General features: G+C 66.5%; 16 protein-coding genes, 4 tRNA genes and 2 other RNA genes. 15 read left to right on the top strand and 7 right to left on the bottom strand.

Features of this window, described 5'->3' with window-relative positions; translation table 11 throughout:
- The first annotated feature begins 45 nt into the window (after positions 1-45).
- Positions 46-909, top strand: a complete 864-nt coding sequence (gene hpnC, locus D575_RS0108860) for a squalene synthase HpnC (RefSeq protein WP_018145560.1) — start codon at positions 46-48, stop codon at positions 907-909.
- 48 nt (positions 910-957) lie between these two features.
- Here the strand turns inward: hpnC and D575_RS0108855 are convergent, their stop codons facing one another.
- Entirely contained in the window at positions 958-1,155 is a 198-nt protein-coding gene (locus D575_RS0108855; RefSeq protein WP_018145559.1) for a DUF2283 domain-containing protein, read from the bottom strand.
- Between the two features lie 301 nt (positions 1,156-1,456).
- Positions 1,457-2,845, bottom strand: coding sequence for an oxygen-independent coproporphyrinogen III oxidase (gene hemN / locus D575_RS0108850; RefSeq protein ID WP_018145558.1), 1,389 nt, complete (start codon positions 2,843-2,845; stop codon positions 1,457-1,459).
- A gap of 177 nt (positions 2,846-3,022) precedes the next feature.
- Here hemN and hpnD point away from each other — a divergent pair, with 177 nt between their 5' ends.
- From hpnD to D575_RS0108835, 3 genes are read left to right on the top strand one after another with little or no spacing between them, the layout of a single operon-like run.
- Positions 3,023-3,883, top strand: a complete 861-nt coding sequence (gene hpnD / locus D575_RS0108845; protein WP_018145557.1) for a presqualene diphosphate synthase HpnD — start codon at positions 3,023-3,025, stop codon at positions 3,881-3,883.
- Positions 3,884-3,887: 4 nt separating this feature from the next.
- A complete protein-coding gene (gene hpnE / locus D575_RS0108840; protein WP_018145556.1) occupies positions 3,888-5,234 on the top strand; it encodes a hydroxysqualene dehydroxylase HpnE in 1,347 nt (448 codons plus the stop codon).
- Positions 5,231-6,019, top strand: a complete 789-nt coding sequence (locus D575_RS0108835) for an SDR family NAD(P)-dependent oxidoreductase (protein WP_018145555.1) — start codon at positions 5,231-5,233, stop codon at positions 6,017-6,019. The genes hpnE and D575_RS0108835 overlap by 4 nt, the downstream gene beginning before the upstream one ends.
- Before the next feature lie 12 nt (positions 6,020-6,031).
- Here the strand turns inward: D575_RS0108835 and D575_RS0108830 are convergent, their stop codons facing one another.
- From D575_RS0108830 to D575_RS0108820, 3 genes are all read right to left on the bottom strand, one after another.
- On the bottom strand, positions 6,032-8,341 hold the full coding sequence (locus D575_RS0108830) for a YgiQ family radical SAM protein (protein ID WP_018145554.1): 2,310 nt from the start codon (positions 8,339-8,341) through the stop codon (positions 6,032-6,034).
- 139 nt (positions 8,342-8,480) lie between these two features.
- Positions 8,481-8,879: a globin gene (locus tag D575_RS0108825; protein ID WP_018145553.1), complete on the bottom strand. Its 399-nt coding sequence runs from the start codon at positions 8,877-8,879 to the stop codon at positions 8,481-8,483.
- Between the two features lie 116 nt (positions 8,880-8,995).
- Positions 8,996-10,558, bottom strand: coding sequence for a glutamate synthase-related protein (locus tag D575_RS0108820; RefSeq protein WP_018145552.1), 1,563 nt, complete (start codon positions 10,556-10,558; stop codon positions 8,996-8,998).
- Positions 10,559-10,677: 119 nt separating this feature from the next.
- Between D575_RS0108820 and pdxH the strand changes: the two genes are divergently transcribed.
- The 4 genes from pdxH (at position 10,678) to D575_RS14095 (ending at position 11,862) form a co-directional block, all read left to right on the top strand.
- Positions 10,678-11,322 carry a pyridoxamine 5'-phosphate oxidase gene (pdxH, locus tag D575_RS0108815; protein ID WP_018145551.1) on the top strand — a complete coding sequence of 215 codons (645 nt, stop codon included), beginning with the start codon at positions 10,678-10,680 and terminating at the stop codon, positions 11,320-11,322.
- A gap of 82 nt (positions 11,323-11,404) precedes the next feature.
- Positions 11,405-11,494: transfer RNA gene (locus D575_RS0108810), tRNA-Ser, on the top strand.
- 36 nt (positions 11,495-11,530) lie between these two features.
- Positions 11,531-11,678, top strand: a non-coding RNA gene (locus tag D575_RS14100) — RtT sRNA.
- A 43-nt stretch (positions 11,679-11,721) separates the two neighbouring features.
- Positions 11,722-11,862, top strand: a non-coding RNA gene (locus tag D575_RS14095) — RtT sRNA.
- A 94-nt stretch (positions 11,863-11,956) separates the two neighbouring features.
- Here D575_RS14095 and D575_RS0108805 read toward each other — a convergent pair.
- Positions 11,957-12,031: transfer RNA gene (locus D575_RS0108805), tRNA-Val, on the bottom strand.
- A 145-nt stretch (positions 12,032-12,176) separates the two neighbouring features.
- Here D575_RS0108805 and D575_RS14390 point away from each other — a divergent pair.
- The 7 genes from D575_RS14390 to D575_RS0108775 all read left to right on the top strand — a co-directional run bounded on the left by D575_RS14390 (position 12,177) and on the right by D575_RS0108775 (position 17,943).
- Positions 12,177-12,336 (top strand) — tRNA-Ser (locus D575_RS14390).
- Positions 12,337-12,404: 68 nt separating this feature from the next.
- Positions 12,405-12,494 (top strand) — tRNA-Ser (locus D575_RS0108800).
- A 489-nt stretch (positions 12,495-12,983) separates the two neighbouring features.
- The gene (locus D575_RS0108795) at positions 12,984-15,056 is read left to right on the top strand and encodes a SulP family inorganic anion transporter (protein WP_018145550.1); all 2,073 of its coding nucleotides are present in this window, start codon (positions 12,984-12,986) and stop codon (positions 15,054-15,056) included.
- A gap of 122 nt (positions 15,057-15,178) precedes the next feature.
- Entirely contained in the window at positions 15,179-15,868 is a 690-nt protein-coding gene (locus D575_RS0108790; RefSeq protein ID WP_018145549.1) for a Bax inhibitor-1/YccA family protein, read from the top strand.
- A 103-nt stretch (positions 15,869-15,971) separates the two neighbouring features.
- Positions 15,972-16,943 (top strand): D-2-hydroxyacid dehydrogenase, encoded by a 972-nt coding sequence (locus tag D575_RS0108785; protein WP_018145548.1) that lies wholly within the window; start codon positions 15,972-15,974, stop codon positions 16,941-16,943.
- 5 nt (positions 16,944-16,948) lie between these two features.
- Entirely contained in the window at positions 16,949-17,167 is a 219-nt protein-coding gene (locus D575_RS0108780; RefSeq protein WP_018145547.1) for a SlyX family protein, read from the top strand.
- A gap of 5 nt (positions 17,168-17,172) precedes the next feature.
- Positions 17,173-17,943: a class I SAM-dependent methyltransferase gene (locus D575_RS0108775; RefSeq protein WP_018145546.1), complete on the top strand. Its 771-nt coding sequence runs from the start codon at positions 17,173-17,175 to the stop codon at positions 17,941-17,943.
- A gap of 129 nt (positions 17,944-18,072) precedes the next feature.
- On the opposite strand, the gene D575_RS0108770 is transcribed toward D575_RS0108775, so the two are convergent.
- The gene (locus D575_RS0108770; protein WP_018145545.1) at positions 18,073-18,633 is read right to left on the bottom strand and encodes a hypothetical protein; all 561 of its coding nucleotides are present in this window, start codon (positions 18,631-18,633) and stop codon (positions 18,073-18,075) included.
- Positions 18,634-18,927: the final 294 nt, after the last annotated feature.

The following is an 18,927-nucleotide window of genomic DNA, read 5'->3' as shown; positions in this document are numbered from 1 at the left end:
GCCCACCCCGGCGCCCCGCACGCCGGAAACAGGGCCTGAGCACCCATGTCGCCCCGTATCCGTTCGGCCTACCGCCACTGTCGCCAGCGTGCCAAGGCGCATTACGAGAACTTCCCCGTGGCCTCCTGGCTGCTGCCCAGTCGCCTGCGCGGCCCCGTGGCGGCGATCTACTGCTTCGCACGCAATGCCGACGACCTGGCCGACGAGGACCCGCGTCCGGTCGCCGAGCGGCGCCAGGCGCTGCTGACGATGCAGGAACGGGTGCAGATCCTGGAAGACCCCGCCGCCGAACACGAACCCGAATGGATTGCCCTTGCCGACGCCCGCGCCCGCTTCGACCTCCCGGCCGCGCCGTTCTCCGACCTGATCGACGCCTTCCTGCAGGATCTGGAACAGACCCGCTATGCGACCTTCGGCGAGGTCATGGACTACTGCCGCCGCTCGGCCAACCCGGTTGGCCGGCTGATGCTGCACCTGAACGGCAACCCGACCGACGAGATGCTGGGGTACTCGGACGCCATCTGCTCGGCGCTGCAGCTGATCAACTTCTACCAGGACCTGCAGCAGGACCTGCAGGAGAACAACCGCATCTACCTGCCGCAGGAAGAGATGGACCAGTACGGCGTGACCGAAGCGATGCTGGCCACCGGGCAGACCACCTTCCAGCTACGCAACCTGATGCAGTTTCAATACGCCCGCGCCGACCGGCTGCTGCGCGCCGGGGCGCCGCTGGGCGGGCTGCTGCGCGGACGCATGGGGCTGGAGATCCGGGCGATCATCAACGGCGGGGCACGCATCCTCTGGCGGCTGCGGCAGCAGGATGACGTCTTTGCCCGCCCGCGCCTGCGTACCCGCGACGCCTGGATCATCCTGAGCCACAGCCTTCGGCCGCGCCGCCGAAGACCGTAGGGATCGAGCCGCCGAGAACCCCTGGTTAAGCTGAGGGCTTAAAAGGCATCAAGCGGCAATGCCCTCGACCGTAAGGTGCTGGAGGTCAGTTCGTTCGCTTGCGTGCTCAAAGGTAATGGCGCAAACACCACCACTGGCATCGACATCCAGGGTAGTGTTCTCGTCAAGCGAGCGGGTTTCGGCCACGCTATCGCCTCGGAATTCGATATAAAGCGTATCCGTATCCCCGAAGTACTGGAGTTTCATGGCTGGAACCCTCGATCGAAAAAGGCGTTGTGAACGGTTTCTCCATCCGGCAGCAGAACAACGCGAAGGTAGCGTCCTTCAGCCTCCTCGACACGAGCCCATCTGCGGATACGCCCATCGCCTTGGACTTCTTCGCACAACGGTTGGTCGATTGCACTACTGATCCAGTGATCCCGGATCATTCGCCGATCCGGCCTCTCGCGTACAGTCTCGAAGTAACGTGTCGTCTTCACCGGAACGTCCCTGTTACCGGTTGCTATTGTTCAAAGCTTCCGCCGAGAACGGATCGCCGTCAAGCCGCTCACACTACCTTGCTGTAGCGCTGCGCGCTCTCCGTCTTCAGGTAGGCGTCGAAGGCCATGGCGACGTTGCGCAGCAGCAACCGCCCGCGCGGCAGGATTTCCAGGCGCCCCGCGCCGATCCGTACCAGTCCATCGGCCTCCATGCCCTGCAGCCGCTCCAGTGCATCCCCAAGGACCTCGCCGAACACGATCCCGTGGCGCGCCTCGATCGCGGCGAAATCGATGCGCGAGTGGCACATGAGTTCGGTAATCACGTCCCGGCGCAGCCGATCGTCGGCACTCAGTTCGAGTCCGCGAAACACCGGCAGGCGCCCGGCATCCAGCCGCGCGTAATAGGCATCCAGCTCGCGCAGGTTCTGGCTGTAGGTGGCGCCCACCTTGCCGATGGCCGTCGGACCCAGTGCCACCAGGTCGTACTCCGCCCGTGTGGAATAGCCCTGGAAATTGCGCTGCAGCGTCCCGGCGCGCTGGGCCGTGGCCAGTTCGTCGTCCGGCAGGGCAAAGTGGTCCATGCCGATGTAGACATAGCCCGCATCGGTCAGGCGAGCGATCGTAGTCTCGAAGATCGCCAGCTTCTCCGCGGCGTCGGGCAGATCGGCCTCGCGGATCTGGCGCTGAGTCTTGAACATCTGCGGCAGGTGCGCGTAGTTGTAGATCGCCAGGCGCTCCGGGCGCAGCTCCAGCGCGCGTTCCAGGGTGGCGGTATAGGTCTCCACCGTCTGCAAGGGAAGGCCGTAGATCAGGTCCAGGTTGGTGGATTCGAAGCCGTTGGCCCGCGCCTGCTCCACCGCCTGCGCGGTCACCTCGAACGGCTGGATGCGGTTCACCGCCCGCTGCACGTTCGGGTCGAAATCCTGCACCCCGAGGCTGATCCGGTTAAAACCCAGCTCGCCCAGCAGCGGGATGGTCCCGGGCCGCACCGCGCGCGGATCAATCTCGATGGAGAACTCGCGGGCATCGCTTTCGTCCAGGCGGAAGTGCCTCCCCAGCGTCGCCATCACCCGGCGCAGATCTTCATCGCCAAGATAGGTCGGCGTGCCGCCCCCGAAGTGCAGCTGCCCGACAGTGCGTTCCCGGTCGAACAGCTCGCCCTGCAGTTCGGCCTCACGCTCCAGATACTGCAGGTAGCGCTGGGCGCGCTGGTAATTTCCGGTGATGACCTTGTTGCAGGCGCAGTAGAAGCACACCGTGTCGCAGAACGGGACATGCACGTACAGCGACAGGGGGCGCGCCGGATCGGCCCCGTTGGTCGCCTGCGCCGCCTCGGCATAGGCGCGGTCGTCGAAGCCCTCGTGAAACTGTGGCGCGGTGGGATACGACGTGTACCGCGGCCCACTCACGTCGTATCGGCGCAGGATTTCGGGATCAAACACCAGGCGTTGTTCCATTGGGAGCTCCACAGCCGTCGCCGCGCACTCGCGACCTTGGTTCTGCAGACTACGGCCGCACGCCAGGCCCGAGCTTGATACAGGTCAACAATCCGCCTTCAGGGCGCCCTCTCCCGCCCCCTGTGCTGCCTGTGCTAGCCTTCTCCTCCCTGTTCGACACCCGCCACGCGAGAGCGCATGTCCCCCGACGAGTATTGCGAGGAGAAGGCCGCGCAAAGCGGCTCCAGCTTCTACTACGCGTTCCGCTTTCTGGAGCCGGACCGCCGTCGCGCCATCACGGCGCTGTACGCCTTCTGCCGGGAAGTCGACGACATCGTCGACGAGGTGAGCGAGGAGAGCATTGCGCGCACCAAGCTCGACTGGTGGCGCCAGGAGATCGAACGCCTGTTCGCCGGCGAACCCCGCCACCCCATCACCCAGGCACTGCAGCCCCACATCGCCGCCTTCGACCTCGGCCGCGAGTATTTCGACGAGATCATCGACGGCATGCAGATGGATCTCGACTACGACAGTTACCCGGACTTCACCACGCTGTCGCTGTACTGCTACCGCGCCGCCAGCGTCGTGGGCATCCTGTCCGCTCATATCTTCGGCTACACCGACCGGCGCACTCTCAAGTACGCCCACGACCTCGGCATGGCGTTGCAGCTCACCAACATCCTGCGCGACGTGCACGAGGACGCCATGCGCGGCCGCGTGTACATCCCCATGGACGAGCTCAGCAAGCACGGGGTCAAGCCTGAGGAATTCCAGATCAACATCACCGACGACCGCCACCGCGCCCTGTTCGCGGAGCAGGCGGAACGGGCGCGACGCTACTACGAACGCGCCGAGGAACACCTCCCGGACGCCGACCGCTACGCCCAGCGCCCGGGCCTGATCATGGCAACCATCTACCGCACCCTGCTCGACGAGATCGCGGACGATGGCTATCGCGTGCTGGAACACCGCGTACGCCTGACCCCGATCCGCAAGCTGTGGATCGCGTGGCGCACCGCGCGCCGCCTGAAGCGCGAACAACGCCGCCGCGCGGCCTGATGCCATGACCTCCAGCTCCCCCCCGGCCCCGGCGGTCGTGGTCGGCGCGGGCTGGGCCGGCCTGACCGCTGCGCTGGCGCTTGCTCGCGCCGGGCAATCCGTGCACCTGATCGAGGCCGGCAAGACCCCCGGTGGCCGTGCCCGCAACCTCGACCTGGACGGCACCCCGCTCGACAACGGCCAGCACATCCTGGTCGGGGCCTGCCAGCAGACCCTGCAGCAGATCCGTTCGGTCGGCATCAACCCCGAGCAGGCGTTTCAGGCCCTGCCCTTCGGCCTTCGCATGTTCGAGCCTACCGGCCGGCCGCAGGCCCCGGCGTTCCTGCTGGAACCGCGTTCGCCCCGGTTGCCCGCCCTGGCCGCCGCGCTTTACCGGGCGCTTGCGAAGCACTCCCTTGGTACACGCCTGCGTGCCCTGTCCGGCGCCGCCGCCATGTTGCACCGGCCCCTGCGCGACGATCTCCCCGTCCTCGACTGGCTGCGCCAGCGCCGTCAGCCCGACGCCCTCATTCGCAGCCTGTGGGACCCGTTGTGCCTGGCGGTGATGAACACCCCGACCCGAACCGCCTCGGCCCGCATCTTCCAGAACGTCCTGCGCCTGGCGCTCAACCATGGCCCGGAGGCCGCGCGCCTTCTCGTCCCCGCGCGGCCACTCGGCGAGCTGTTCCCGGAACCGGCTGTCCAGGAACTCCGGGAGCGTGGCGCCAGAGTGGATCTGGGCCGCCGCATCACCGCCATTGAGCGCAGCACGACTCACGACGCCGCCCCCTACCGCCTGCGCGACCGCCAGGGCGTGGCGAGCCCGGCGCGCGGCGTGATCCTGGCGACCCCTCCAGCCACCGCCGCTGCCCTGCTGCCACACGAAACCGGCTGGGAGGCCACGCACCAGGGCCTGAATGCCATGGGCGCCCGCAGCATCTGCACGGTCTACCTGCGCTATGCGCGGCGCCTTGATGATCTTCCGCCACTACAGGGGCTGCTGGACCAGCATGGCCAATGGCTGATCGCGCGGCATGTGGCCGGGGCGCCACACTGGCTGGCGGTCGTGATCTCCGCCGCCGACGACCTCGAACCGTTGACGGCGGGTGCGCGATGGCGCACCGTCGCCCGCTCCCTGGCCCAAACCTTCCCCGAACTGGGCGGACCCGAGACCGGCCACAGCGTGTGCGAACGCCGCGCGACGCTGGACGCGCAAGCCGGTCTGGATGCACGTCGCCCGCCGGCCCGCACGCCCTGGCCGGGGTGTTATCTGGCCGGGGATTACCTGACGCCTGCACTGCCGTCCACGCTCGAAGCGGCCGTACAATCTGGACTAGAATCGGCGCACCTGTACCTGGAGGACCATCCTTGACCGATCTCGATATTCCCCGCCTGCTCGCCTACCGCCCCGAACCCGGCGCCTTCGATGAACGCGTGATCCTGGTCACCGGGGCCGCCGACGGCATCGGCCGCGCGGTTGCCGAGGCCTGTGCCGCGGCCGGCGCGATCGTGGTCCTGCTGGACAAGGACCTGAAGGGCCTCGAAGCGGTCTATGACCGGATTGAACAGGCCGGTTACCCGCAGCCCGCGATCTACCCACTGAATCTCGAAGGCGCGACGGTCAAGGACTATGGTGACCTGGCGGAGAACATCCGCGACTCGCTGGGCCGTCTGGACGGGCTGGTACTGAACGCGGGCTGGGCCGGCGCCCTGATGCCGATGAAGAACTACGACCCGGAGCTGTGGTTCAAGGTCATCAACAGTAACCTGCACGGCCCGTTCTTCCTCACGCAGGCCGTCCTGCCGCTGCTGGAGGCCAGTCCCACCGGGAGCCTGGTCGTGTCCACCCAGAACGCGCGCAAGGCCTTCTGGGGCGCCTTCGGCATGGCCAAGGCGGCCCAGGACGGCCTGATCGACATCCTGTCGCACGAGCATCGCAACGAACCGCGCTTCCTGCACGTGAACGGTCTCGACACCGGCCCGGTGCGCACCCGCTTCCGCGCCGGGCATTATCCCGGGGAAAACCCCGACCTACTGCCCGAGCCCGAGGCCGTGGTTGGCCCCTACCTGTACTTCCTTGACCCCGGCGACCGCACCACCACCGGTCTGAACATCAGTCTGGAAGGCCAGGTCCCGGTGCCCGACGCGGCGTCCTGAACCGCAGCGGCGTCAGGCGCGCGGTCGTTTTCCGGCCGGGCGCCCTTTGCGCACCTTCCCACCACCCGCGCGCGGCTTGCCGCCCTTGGGCGTGGCCGAACGCGCCCCGGCCTTGCCCGCTTCTACTGGCTTGCCACCGGGGCGTGCTGCGGCCTCGACGCCGTTGTGCTGCGTCTGGAAGGTCTGGCCGCGCTTTTTCAGCGCCTTGCCGCCACGGGTGATGCGCCCTCCGGTGGCCGGACGTGCCGAACCCTGACCGGTCCCGGCCGGCTGCCAGGTCGGCACCAGGTGATGCTTGCCATTGCCGATCAGGTCCGCACGCCCCATACGTTGCAGGGCATCGCGCAGTAGCGGCCAGTTGTTCGGATCGTGATAGCGCAGGAACGCCTTGTGCAGACGCCGCGCGCGCACCCCGCGAGGCACGGGGACGCGTTCGCTGGTCGTGCGCCGAATGCCGCGCAGCGGGTCACGCCCCGAGTGCCACATGGCGGTGGCCAGGGCCATGGGACTGGGCAAGAACGCCTGCACCTGGTCGGCGCGGAAGTCGTTGCGCTTCAGCCAGAGCGCAAGCTGCAGCATGTCCTGGTCGGTGGTGCCGGGATGCGCGGCGATGAAATACGGGATCAGGTACTGCTCCTTCCCGGCCGCCTTCGAGTACTTCTCGAACATGGCCTTGAACCGGTCATAGGTCCCCATGCCCGGCTTCATCATGCGCGAAAGCGGTCCCTTTTCCGTATGTTCCGGCGCAATCTTCAGGTAACCCCCCACATGGTGGGTCACCAGTTCTTTCACATACTCCGGTGACTCGATCGCCAGGTCGTAGCGCAGACCCGATGCAATCAGGATCTTTTTGATGCCCGGCAGCGCCCGCGCCTTGCGGTACAGGCGGATGAGCGGCGCGTGGTCGGTGTCCAGGTTGCTGCAGATGCCCGGGTACACGCAGGACAGTCGCCGACAGCTCTGCTCGATCTTCGGGTCCTTGCAGGCCAGGCGGTACATGTTGGCGGTCGGGCCGCCCAGATCCGAGATCACGCCAGTGAACCCGTCCACCTTGTCGCGGATCTCCTCGATCTCGCGCAGCACGCTGTCCTCGGAGCGGCTCTGGATGATCCGCCCTTCGTGTTCGGTGATGGAACAGAACGTACAGCCGCCGAAACAGCCGCGCATGATGTTCACCGAGAAGCGGATCATCTCCCATGCCGGGATGCGCGCATCCCCGTAGGACGGATGCGGGGCCCGCGCATAGGGCAGGTCGAACACCGCGTCCATCTCGGGCGTCGACAGCGGGATCGGCGGCGGATTGAGCCAGACCTCCTTGTCCCCGTGGCGCTGCACGATCGCGCGGGCATTCCCCGGGTTGGTCTCCAGGTGCAGCACCCGCGAGGCATGCGCGTAGAGCACCGCGTCGCCCTTCACCTGCTCGAAGGCCGGAATACGGATCACCGTTTGCTCGCGCGGGGTGCCACGCGGGATATCCCGGTGAAAACGCACGACCTTCGCACCTGCCTCCGCTTCGGCCGCCTGTGCATCCTGTGCCTCGGCATCGGCGCAGGTCTCGGGCGAGACCATGGCGTAGGGGTCGGGGTTGGCATCCACCGGTCCGGGGGTATCAACCTCGCTGGAATCCAGCTCGACGTAGCCGGACGGCACGGCATCGCGCAGCAGGGCCGTCCCGCGTAGGTCCGTGATCTCGCGCGGGTGCTCGCCCGCAGCGACGCGATGGGCGAGCTCTACCAGGGCGCGCTCGGCATTGCCGAACAGCAGGATGTCGGCGCGCGAATCCAGCAATACGGAGCGGCGCACCTTGTCCTGCCAGTAGTCGTAGTGCGCGATACGCCGCAGGCTGGCCTCGATCCCGCCGGCCACGACCGGCACGTCCTTGTACGCCTCGCGGGCGCGCTGGGCGTACACGATCACCGCACGGTCCGGGCGTTTGCCATGCACGTCCCCCGGCGTATAAGCATCGTTGGAGCGGATCTTCCGCTCCGCGGTGTAGTGGTTGACCATCGAGTCCATGTTCCCGGCGGTCACGCCGAAGAACAGGTTCGGCCGCCCCAGGGCCCGGAACGGCTCGGCCGATGTCCAGTCCGGCTGCGCCAGAATGCCCACGCGGAACCCCTGTGCCTCCAGCAGCCGGCCGATGATCGCCATGCCGAAGCTCGGGTGGTCCACATAGGCATCGCCGGTCACCAGCACGATGTCGCAGCTGTCCCAGCCGAGGTCGTCCATTTCCTCGCGCGTGGTTGGCAGAAACGGCGCCGTGCCAAAGCGCTTGGCCCAGTAGGGCTTGCGGGCGAACAGGGAATCGGGTGCTGCGGACATGACCAGGCTTCTTCCGGCGGACGCCGGCAACAGGAAATGCGCGCATTACACGCCGGGGGCGCCCCAAGATCAACAGGGCACGCCCGCGGGCGGGACTTCGCAGTGGTTGACCGGGCCGCCGGAAACGGCCCGGCTCGCGTCAGTAGCGCTCGATGAACAGATCGATCGCCGGACTCAGCGCGCCGCGCCAGCGCTGCGCCAGGGACTCGTCCCAGCGCGGATCCACCTCGCGGGCCGTCTCCACCATGCAGTTCAGCCACACCCCGTACAGCTCCGGCGCGACCGGTACGCGGCCATGGCGGCTATGCACCTCGGCCATCTTTTCCATGGTCGGTGCGACGAAGCTCTCGCCCTCGGCGTAACTGATCGCAGTGGAGATTGCCTGCCCGAGGGCCCGCTTCTGCTGCGACCAGTTGGTGGTCGTGAACGCCTGTGCCACCCGCTCGTCGGCGGCGAGAAAGCGTTCGTAGAAGCGATCCACGAAGTTGCCGGCCCGCCGACAACGCCCGTAGCTCTGGTGGACATCGGAGTAGCTCATCAAAACCCCCATTCCCGAAAAAGCGCGATTCTACCGGGATTGCTCCGAGGCGGGCTAATCCAGATCCCCCCGGGAGCAGGAACACATCGGGGTTACCCGGCTCCAGAGGACGGCCATCAACGTCCCTCGAGAACCCCTGCGTACTGGATACCGGCGAGACGTGCGAGATCGCGATCGAACGTGGTCAGATCATTCGGCCCGAAGTCCTCCAGACTGGAATGCCCACAGGCCCGCGCCAGTACTTTCATCAACTCGGTGGAACCATTCAGGAAACGCTCCAGCCGCTCGCTCCCCTCCTGCGGGTCCAGCCGGCTGCGCAGTTTCGGATCCTGGGTCGCTACACCACTGGGGCACTGATTGGTATGGCACATCCGCGCGCTCACGCAGCCCACGGCCTGGATCGCCGAATTGGCGAGGGCAATCCCGTCCGCACCGAGGGCCAGGGCCTTCACGAAGTCCGCGGGCGTGCGCAGCCCACCGGTAACCAGCAGCGTCACCCGTCCAGTGGCGCCGTTGGCATCGAGAAAGCGCCGCGCCCGTGCCAGCGCCGGGATGGTAGGCACGCTGATGTGATCGCGCAGCAGGGCCGGCGCGGCGCCCGTGCCGCCGCCTCGGCCATCCAGGATCAGGTAGTCGGCGCCAGCCTCCAGGGCAAAGGCCAGGTCCGCCTCGATGTGGTTGGCCGACAGCTTGAATCCGACCGGCACACCACCGGTCTTCTCGCGCACCGCGTCGGCAAACCGGCGGAAATCGTCCGGGCTTTGCAGATCGGCATGGGCAGCGGGTGAATGGGCATCCTGCCCCGCCTCGATCCCACGCACCCGCGCAATCTCGTCACTCACCTTGCTGCCCGGAAGAACCCCGCCCAGCCCGGTCTTCGCGGCCTGCCCGGCCTTGAAATGAAACGCCTGAATCTGGTCCAGCACCTCGTCCGAATAGCCAAACTGCGCCGGCCCCAACTCGAACAGGTAGCGCGAATTCTCTGCCTGCTCGGCGTCCAGCATGCCCCCCTCGCCGGAGCAGATACCGGTCCCGGCCCGCTCTGCCCCGCGCGCCAGGGCGATCTTTGCCTCGTACGAAAGCGCACCAAAGCTCATGTCCGACACCAGCAGCGGAATCGCCAGTTCCAGCGGGCGCTTCGCCTCGGGCCCGATCACCAGCGAGGTGCCCACGTCGGCATCTTCGTCGAGCGGGCGTGTGGCCAGTTGCGCCGCCAGGAGCTGCAGCCCGTCCCACGCGGGCAATCGATCGCGCGGGACACCCATCGCCACCGTTGTGCCATGGCGGCCCACACCCTCCAAGCCATCGCGTGCCAGGGCGTGAATCCACTCGACATGCGGTTCGACCTCGCTGTTACGGGGGCTCGGGGCCTGATCGCCCTGATCCGATGCCTCGGAATCCCCTTCCGCCGCGCTCGCGGGCTGACCCACCGCGTCCTGATCGAACTGCGCATGCGTCCCGTCGCAGTACGGCAGATTGCCGGACTGCTTGCACTGACACAGGTACGCCTCGCCGTCCTCTTCCGCCGTGAAAATCAGCGGCTCGATACCTGTGCCCTCGTGCGAGCCGTCGCAGAATGGCTGATCCTTCGAGCGCCCGCAGCGACAGAACGCGTACTCCTCGCCCTTTGTCAGTTCCACTCCCCGGGGTTCCACTGCGGCGATAATCGGTTCAGCCATCGGATGCTCCTTGCGCTCGAATTGAATCGTCCTCATCTGTGACAGTGAAAGTCGCACAAATTTCCGAATCCCCGCCGGCGCCGTATGATGAAGTCGTCGCATCCAGCCCAGGGGGCCCCATGAGCACCGCCGACCACCGCCATACCCGCCGCGATTACACCCGCGCCGAACTTCGCCGCAGCGACCTGCACGAAAACCCGCTCGGCCTGCTGAATGACTGGCTCGAGGCCGCCCGTGAAGCCGGCAACCCGGACCCCACCGCCATGATCCTGGCCACCGCCGGCGCCGACGGCCAGCCCTCCGCTCGCACCGTTCTGCTCAAGCACGTCGATCCCGAGGGCTTGGCCTGGTACACCGACTCGCGCAGCCGCAAGGGTCAGGACCTGAGCGAAAACCCGCAGGCCGCCCTATTGTTCTACTGGCCCGAGACCGAGCGCCAGATCCGGGTCGAAGGCCCGGTCACTGCCCTCCCGGGCGAACTGGCCGATACCTACTTCCACCAGCGCCCGCGCGGCAGCCAGATTGCCGCGGCGGCCTCGACCCAGAGCCACCCGGTCGCCGGCCGCGACGAACTCGAGCAGCGTGTGCGTTCGCTGGAGCAGCAATACCCGGAGGGCGACATTCCGCGCGATCCCGCCTGGATCGGCTACCGCCTGCAGCCCGAACTGTTCGAATTCTGGCAGGGCCGCCCCAATCGGCTGCACGACCGGTTCCAATACCACCGCGTGGGCAGCGACTGGGAGATCACCCGTCTGATGCCCTAAGGGAGACGCTACCGCTCGGCCAACCGAATCTGCTAGGATTCGCTCCGTCGTAGCGGCTCGACCCCGCGCGGCAAGCAGATTCGGAGAGGTGCCGGAGTGGTCGAACGGGGCGGTCTCGAAAACCGTTGTACTCTCGCGAGTACCGAGGGTTCGAATCCCTCCCTCTCCGCCAGATTTAAGCATAGGGGCCCGAGTGGCCCCTTTTGCATGGTTAGCCCAGACGCGCGGGGATTCGAACCCGAGGAATAAAGAAATTCAGCTTCGACTGGCGCCATATAGTGGCGCTAGAACGTCGCCGCAGGCGACGACCCGAAGGGCAAGGCGCGAAGTGCCGAGTAATCCCTCCCTCTCCGCCAAATACTAGCAAAGGGCCCCGAGCGGCCCCTTTCGCATGTCTGGCCTCTGCGGTTTCGGGGTTCGAACCCGAGGAATCGAAAATGACGGTTCGACTGGCAGCGCGCAGCGATGCCAGAACGTCGCTGCAGGCGACGACCCGAAGGACGAGGCGCAACACGCCGAGTAATCGCTCCCGCTCGCCAGATTCCGCAAGCGCCTCTCATGTCACATGCGACCGTCTCACAGGCACAAAAAAAGCGGCCCGGTTTCCCGAGGCCGCTTTCTTGTTATTCAAAGCTGGTGGGCGGTACTAGGTTCGAACTAGTGACCCCTGCCGTGTGAAGGCAGTGCTCTACCGCTGAGCTAACCGCCCGGAGCGCGGACAAGATTAGGGTTCAAGCGAGCGAACGTCAAGCGTTGCATGCCGAATATCCCGCTCCCAGCGAGCCCTTCGCCGGGAGACCCGGCACCGCCCCCGGTTGCCAGCCCGTCCCCCTTGCCAGACAATGCTCAACCTCGGAGAGGTGGCAGAGTGGTCGATTGCACCGGTCTTGAAAACCGGCAGGGGTGAAAGCCCCTCGAGGGTTCGACAAGGCGGCGCAGCCGCCGCAGGACGTTGCCGCCAGGCAACGCCCGAAGGGTGAGGACCGCAGGTCCGAATCTATCCCTCCCTCTCGTGGCCGCCAGGCCAGGCGGGCCACCCCCGGTTGCCAGCCCGTCCCCCTTGCCAGACAATGCTCAACCTCGGAGAGGTGGCAGAGTGGTCGATTGCACCGGTCTTGAAAACCGGCAGGGGTGAAAGCCCCTCGAGGGTTCGAATCCCTCCCTCTCCGCCATTCCCAATCCTCAGGATTCACCCAAAGCACTGTGCCGCCAAGCCCCAGCGGTCCGGGATTCGAACCCGAGATTCCAGAAAGCGGGTTCGACCGGTGGCGCAACGCGACACCGGAACGCCGTAGCAACGTGAAGGCGGCCCGAAGGGCGGCCAGCGGCGCTGGCCGTAATCCCTCCCTCTCCGCCATTTCCAGCCTCCCGGCCGCAGTCATCTCCCGCCTCCGCCAGACGAACCCCCTTCGCAGCTTGCTCGCAATCCATAGCCGATATGGTATGTGTCATATAGAACAAGTTAGATAGAAGAAAATGGACTGACCGCCTATAATCTGGCGCTACTTTCGCGACTGCGCCCGTGCATCCGACCGGGCCCAGCACCGGCTGCCAGTATTGTGACGACGGCCCTGGCAAGCCCCGGCCCGGACTGCCCTTGGGCCTATTGCATCGGTTCCGGCCGTCGTCAACCCTCACGAACTGGCCAAGCGAGCGACCCGATGACTTCGATTCTGCTGCGAGTGTTCCCCTTCCTCAGCTGGCGCCCGACGAAGCAAACCCTCAACGCGGACCTCATCGCCGGGATCTCGGTCGCCCTGGTCCTGATCCCGCAGTCCATGGCCTATGCCCAGCTGGCCGGGCTACCGCCGGTGTACGGGCTTTACGCCTCCCTGCTGCCCGTCATGGTCGCCGCGCTGTGGGGTTCATCGAACCAGCTCGCCACCGGCCCGGTCGCGGTGGTCTCGCTACTTACCGCCTCGGCGCTGATACCGCTGGCCGCCGAGGGCTCTTCCGAATTTGTCATGCTGGCCATTGCCCTGGCATTCATCGTGGGCCTGGTCCAGTTGATGCTGGGGTTGTTCAAGCTTGGCGCGCTGGTCAGCTTTATCTCGCATCCGGTCATCGTCGGCTTCACCAATGCCGCGGCCATCATCATCGCCCTGTCGCAGCTGAACAAGATCCTCGGTGTCCCGATTGATACCAGCGGCCACTTCATGCTGGGCCTCTGGGGCGTGATGACGGAATTGGGCAGCGTCCACTGGCCCACGCTGGCGTTCGGCGTCGGCGCCATTGGCCTGATGGTGCTGATGAAACGGTTCGTGCCGAAGATCCCGGGGGTACTGGTCGCCGTGGTCGTGGCGATCCTGGTGAGCTGGGCAATCGGCTACGAGCAGAAGGCCGAGACGTCCCTTCAGCAGATCGCCCCGGCCCAGGTTCTGACTCTCGCGCAGTCCATCGAGAGCGATGGCAGGCGCCTCGCCGATCTCGACGAGCAGATCCGCCGACTGGAAGCAGAGCTCCAGGAACAGGAGGGCGCCGAGGCCGTGCGCCTGCGCCACGAGGCCGACCAGCTGCGTCTGCAGCGCGATGAACTGCGCCCCGAACTTGCCGGCATGCGCGAGGAGATCCGCGACATCACGCTGCGTCGCGTCCCCGGCGAGAACGATCAGCCTGCGCGGTTCATTGCAGACGATCACCTGACTGATGCCGAACGTGCACGCGCCGATCGCGCCGCATGGCGTATCGAACGGGTCGGTGAAGATACCGTGCATCTGAATGGCGGCGGCGCCGTGGTGGGCAATGTGCCCCAGGGCCTCCCCGGGTTCTCGATCCCGGATATTACCTTCGGCACCTTCACCACGCTGCTGACCACCGCCTTCGTCATCGCGCTGGTGGGCTTCACCGAGGCCATCGCGATCGCCAAGGCCATGGCAGCACGGACCGGCCAGCGCCTGGACCCCAGCAAGGAGTTGATGGGTCAGGGTCTGGCGAACATCGCCGGCGGCTTCACCCAGGGCTATCCGGTCAGCGGCTCGTTCTCGCGATCAGCGGTCAACCTGAACTCCGGCGCCAAGACCGGCCTCTCCTCGGTCTTTACTGCGGTACTCATCGGCCTGGCCCTGCTGTTCCTGACGCCGCTGATCTATCACCTGCCACAGGCGGTCCTCGCTGCCATCATCATGATGGCGGTTGCCGGGCTCGTGAACTTCAAGGCCATCAAGCACGCATGGGTGGCCAACAAGCACGATGGCGCTGCCGCGGCCGTGACTTTCGTTGCGACCCTCGCAATGGCTCCGAACCTGGACTACGGCATCCTCACCGGTGCCGGTCTGGCCATCGTGCTGTATCTGTACCGCACCATGAAGCCGCGTGTCTCGGAACTGGCACGCTATGAGGACGGCACCCTGCGCGAGGCCCAGCGCTACGGCCTGGAGACCAACGAGAAGGTCGGCATCATGCGCTTCGATGGGTCGTTGTACTTCGCCAACGTGCCCTACTTCGAAGATGCCGTACTGGACCTGCTGGCCCGCCACCCACAATCCAAATATCTGATCGTCGTCGGCAAGGGCATCAACGAGATCGACGCCTCCGGCGAAGAGGTCATCCATCAACTGGTGCACCGCCTCAAGGCCCGCGGCATCACGCTCGTGTTCGCCGGCGTCAAGGCCCAGATCATGGAGGTCATGCAGCGCACGGGGCTGGACGACATCATCGGCAAGGACAACATCTTCAAGTCCACCGACCATGCGGTGAAGACCATCTCGGAAAAGGTCGGCGAGCCGATCAAGTAACCCGCACCGGGCCGATCACCGCGTGATCGGCCCGCATGCCCTGAAACCTCAAGGGAAACGCTGCAACCGGGAACGCTTGTCGCTACACTGTGCTTGTTTCGAATCCAATGAGGAGTTGACCCGTGTCCCGAGACCAGATCGTCCGCTCGAGTCGCAATCCGTCCAGCACTGGTTCCATCAGCGAGACCATCTCCACCAACAAGGTGATCCGGCAGACCTACATGCTGCTGTCGCTCACCCTGGCGTTCAGCGCGATCACCGCGTTCATCGCCATGGCGGTCAACGCGCCGCCGGTGCACTGGATCATCATGCTGGGGGTGCTGATCGGCGGCCCGTTCGCCATCCACGCCGCGCGCAACTCGGCGCTGGGCATCGTGCTGACCTTCGCCTTCACCGGCGTGCTGGGCTTCTTCCTCGGCCCGATCCTGAGCATGTACCTGGGTCTGCCGAACGGGCCCCAGATCGTCGGCAACGCCTTCGCCGCCACTGCGGTCGCGTTTGTCACGCTTTCCGGCTACGCCCTGGCCACCAAGAAGGACTTCAGCTTCCTCGGCGGCTTCCTGGTCGTCGGCCTGATCGTCGCCCTGCTGGCCATCGTCGCCAACCTGTTCCTGGCGATCCCGGCCCTGTCGCTGGCCATCTCGGCCGCGGTTGTCCTGCTGCTGTCGGCCGCCATCCTGTTCGACACCAGCCGGATGATTCACGACCCCGAGGCCAACTACATCGTGATGACGGTCTCGCTGTACGCGAACCTCTATGTGATGTTCCTGCACCTGCTGAACCTGTTCCACGCCTTCATGGGCGACAACTAGGGTTCCGCGCTGCACAGCACGGCAGGAATGCGTTCCAGGGCCCCGCACAGCGGGGCCCTTTTCATTGGACACCATCTTCATTGAATACGGATACACGCCGATCATGAGCCACCTTAAACGCGGCGTCTTTCTCGATCTCGCCACGGTCGACCGCGACGATCTTGACCTGACCGAACTCCGGGCCAGCCTCCCCGTGTGGTCCTTCCACGAGCACACCGAGCCGGATCAACGACTGGGCCGGATCGGCGATGCCGAGGTGATCGTCACCAACAAGGTCGAGCTGGATGCGGAGGTACTGGCCGCCGTACCCCGCCTGCGACTCGTCTGCGCCGCCGCCACCGGAACCAACAATATCGACGTGGAGGGAGCCCGCCGCCTGGGTATCGTCGTCAGCAATGCGCGCGACTACGCCACCGACTCCGTGGTGCAGCACGTCTTCGCCCTGCTGCTGACGCTGGTCACCCAACTGGACGCCTACCGCGCGGACATTCGCGCCGGTCGCTGGAGCGCCTCCGATCAGTTCTGTCTCCTCGACCACCCCATCGGCACGGTGGCCGGAATGCGCCTCGGCATCATTGGCTGGGGCGCACTGGGCCGGGCCACCGCGCGCGTCGCCGAGGCCTTTGGCATGGAGGTGCTGGTCGCCGAGAGCCTGAATCCGGACCGCGCAGCACAAGAGGATCGCGTGCCGCTGGAACGGTTGCTGGGACAATGCGACGTCATCAGCCTGCACTGCCCCCTGACCGCGACGACCCGGCACCTCATCGATGATGCCGCCCTGCGCCAGATGCGTCCGGGGGCCCTGCTGCTGAACACCGCCCGGGGTGGCCTGGTCGATCCCGAGGCCCTGGCCAGGTACCTGCGCAGCGGGCATCTCGGCGGCGCCGGCATCGACGTACTGGAACCGGAACCCCCACCGGCGGATCACCCCCTGCTGGCCGACGATATCCCCAACCTCGTCCTCACGCCCCACACCGCCTGGGCCGCGCGAACCGCCCGGCAGCGGGTGATCGCCGAGGTCACGGCCAATATCCACGGCTTCGCGAGCGACCAGCCGCGCAACGTGGTGGAGTAACCCACATGGATTCGGAAGCCCTGCAAAAACGCATCGAGGATCTGGAGATCCGCCTGGCCCATCAGGAATACACCCAGGAGGAGCAGGCCCGCGTGCAACTGGAGCTGCAACAGGCCAATACCGAGCTGCGCCAGCAGGTCCAGTGGCTGCGCGATCGCATGCGCGACCTCGAGGAGCACGGCGGCGGGCCGGAGGGCGCCGAACCACCCCCGCCGCACTACTGACGCCCATGCCACTCACCGTACGCGCGGCCCCCGGCCACGAGTCCGCCGCCAACGCACTGCGCCAAGCCTTGGCGGCGCGCAGCTACGCCCATGCCGGGGAAGCCACGCTCGTGCTGGAGACGGGAGACCGCGGGCTCGAACTGGTCCGCGAGGACGTACACCCGCCGCTGCGACTGCAGCTGGACTTTGCCGCCGGGCGCCAGGGCTACCGCCTCGCCCATGCCGGTCACCAGCGCGAGGGCCTGATCCGCGCCTTCGGCAGACTCCCGCGTGACGGTCATGTGCTGGATGCCTCCGCCGGCCTGGGCCGCGACACCCTCCTGCTGGCCGCGCACGGCTTCCGGGTCACGGCCTGGGAGCGGCATCCCGTGGTGTACCACCTGCTCGCCGACGCGCTAGAACGCGCGGCGGCCAGCCCGGAACTCGCGCCCATCATCGGGCGCATCACCCTGCACGAGGGGAAGGCCGATCCGGAGCATCTCGCCGTCCCGGCAATGGCCGCGGTCTTCGATCCCATGTTCCCGGAACGGGCCAAGCGGGCCGCGGTGAAAAAGGACATGCAGCTGATGCAGGCGCTGATGCCCGAGGCGGCCGACCCCGACGCAGAGCAAACCCTGGCCACCCTGCGCCAGAACGTGGAACGTCGCGTCATCGTCAAGCGCCCGCTGCATGCGCCCGCCCTCGGTCCCGACTCGCCCCAGGCGAGCATCAAGGGCAAGAGCGTGCGCTTTGACCTCTACCCTGCCATCACCCTCGCGAAGGTGGAGGACGGCTGACTCAGACCGTCCAGGCCGGACACGGTTTTCCGCGTCCGCAGAGACACCCCCATACCGAGTTGGCGCCTCGCGGAACCACGTCACCCCTGGGGCCCTGTGAAAGAGCCAGGGCCGCTTGGGAGGTCACCTTCACGGTCTGCCCAGGATCAGTTGGTCATCCCCGGCAAAACGATAGTCGGGGATGGGCAGGTTGCGCCGGGCCGATTGATCCGCATATACGCGGCCGGCGCCGTCGTAACGTCCGCCCCGGCAGCGGTCGACAAAGCCACCGCTCCAGCCGTCGGCCTCGTCCGGGTGGACCAGGTCCAGCTCGCAACCCAGATCCGCACTTTCGCCGATCACCACCAGCCACTCGGGCCGGAAGCTGCGCAATGGCCGATCCAGCCCGTCCGGTTGCTGGCCGCGGCGGGCCTCCGGGTCGACCAGCTCGTCATCACCGGCCAGGGCGGCCTGCCACGCGGCATCGCGATGGACCACAAGCACGTGGCGGCTACCGTGAATCACACGCAGGGCCTCGCCCGGGGCAATCTCGGCAAGATCCACCCGCAGCGTCTCGCCACGGGTATCGCCCGGTCCGGAAAAGGCGTACCGGAGCATCACCCCAACCAGCAGCAGGGCGGCCCCGAGAACCATCAGTTTGATCAGGGCGCGGATGCGTACCCGAGTCAGCGAGTCGTTTTCTGCGTGCACCTAGTATCCCCGTTCGCGTCCGGAAGCCCTCGGACACCTCGTCGAAATCGCTTTGCCTGAGACGGACGCAGCCGAGGGAAACACTGATGAATGTACACCCTCGCGCTCGAGTCGCTTTTGCGTGCGAACAAGGCGCGGTGACTGCCGTGCAGTCATTCTGCACAAGGGAACCGCAACGCCGTGCGCGCGCCCGTTTTCATCAACAACGGGCGGCCGAGCCCGCTCTTTCAATCACCTGTCGGGTTGGTACCCCAGGTTCCCCGATCCTGCGTTGCGCCGCTTGCGGGTAGAACC

Source organism: Thioalkalivibrio sp. AKL6 (assembly GCF_000376905.1).
In the GTDB taxonomy this organism is placed as follows: Bacteria; Pseudomonadota; Gammaproteobacteria; order Ectothiorhodospirales; family Ectothiorhodospiraceae; genus Thioalkalivibrio; species Thioalkalivibrio versutus.
Note: the sequence above shows the minus strand (reverse complement) of the source record. Positions and strands in the feature narration are given on the sequence as shown.

Bases quoted from the DNA above. Each gene is read 5' to 3' on its own strand.
- hpnC (WP_018145560.1), top strand. From the start codon at position 46: ATGTCGCCCCGTATCCGTTCGGCCTACCGCCACTGTCGCCAGCGTGCC.
- D575_RS0108855 (WP_018145559.1), bottom strand. From the start codon at position 1,155: ATGAAACTCCAGTACTTCGGGGATACGGATACGCTTTATATCGAATTC.
- hemN (WP_018145558.1), bottom strand. From the start codon at position 2,845: ATGGAACAACGCCTGGTGTTTGATCCCGAAATCCTGCGCCGATACGAC.
- hpnD (WP_018145557.1), top strand. From the start codon at position 3,023: ATGTCCCCCGACGAGTATTGCGAGGAGAAGGCCGCGCAAAGCGGCTCC.
- hpnE (WP_018145556.1), top strand. From the start codon at position 3,888: ATGACCTCCAGCTCCCCCCCGGCCCCGGCGGTCGTGGTCGGCGCGGGC.
- D575_RS0108830 (WP_018145554.1), bottom strand. From the start codon at position 8,341: ATGTCCGCAGCACCCGATTCCCTGTTCGCCCGCAAGCCCTACTGGGCC.
- D575_RS0108825 (WP_018145553.1), bottom strand. From the start codon at position 8,879: ATGAGCTACTCCGATGTCCACCAGAGCTACGGGCGTTGTCGGCGGGCC.
- D575_RS0108820 (WP_018145552.1), bottom strand. From the start codon at position 10,558: ATGGCTGAACCGATTATCGCCGCAGTGGAACCCCGGGGAGTGGAACTG.
- pdxH (WP_018145551.1), top strand. From the start codon at position 10,678: ATGAGCACCGCCGACCACCGCCATACCCGCCGCGATTACACCCGCGCC.
- D575_RS0108795 (WP_018145550.1), top strand. From the start codon at position 12,984: ATGACTTCGATTCTGCTGCGAGTGTTCCCCTTCCTCAGCTGGCGCCCG.
- D575_RS0108785 (WP_018145548.1), top strand. From the start codon at position 15,972: ATGAGCCACCTTAAACGCGGCGTCTTTCTCGATCTCGCCACGGTCGAC.
- D575_RS0108780 (WP_018145547.1), top strand. From the start codon at position 16,949: ATGGATTCGGAAGCCCTGCAAAAACGCATCGAGGATCTGGAGATCCGC.
- D575_RS0108775 (WP_018145546.1), top strand. From the start codon at position 17,173: ATGCCACTCACCGTACGCGCGGCCCCCGGCCACGAGTCCGCCGCCAAC.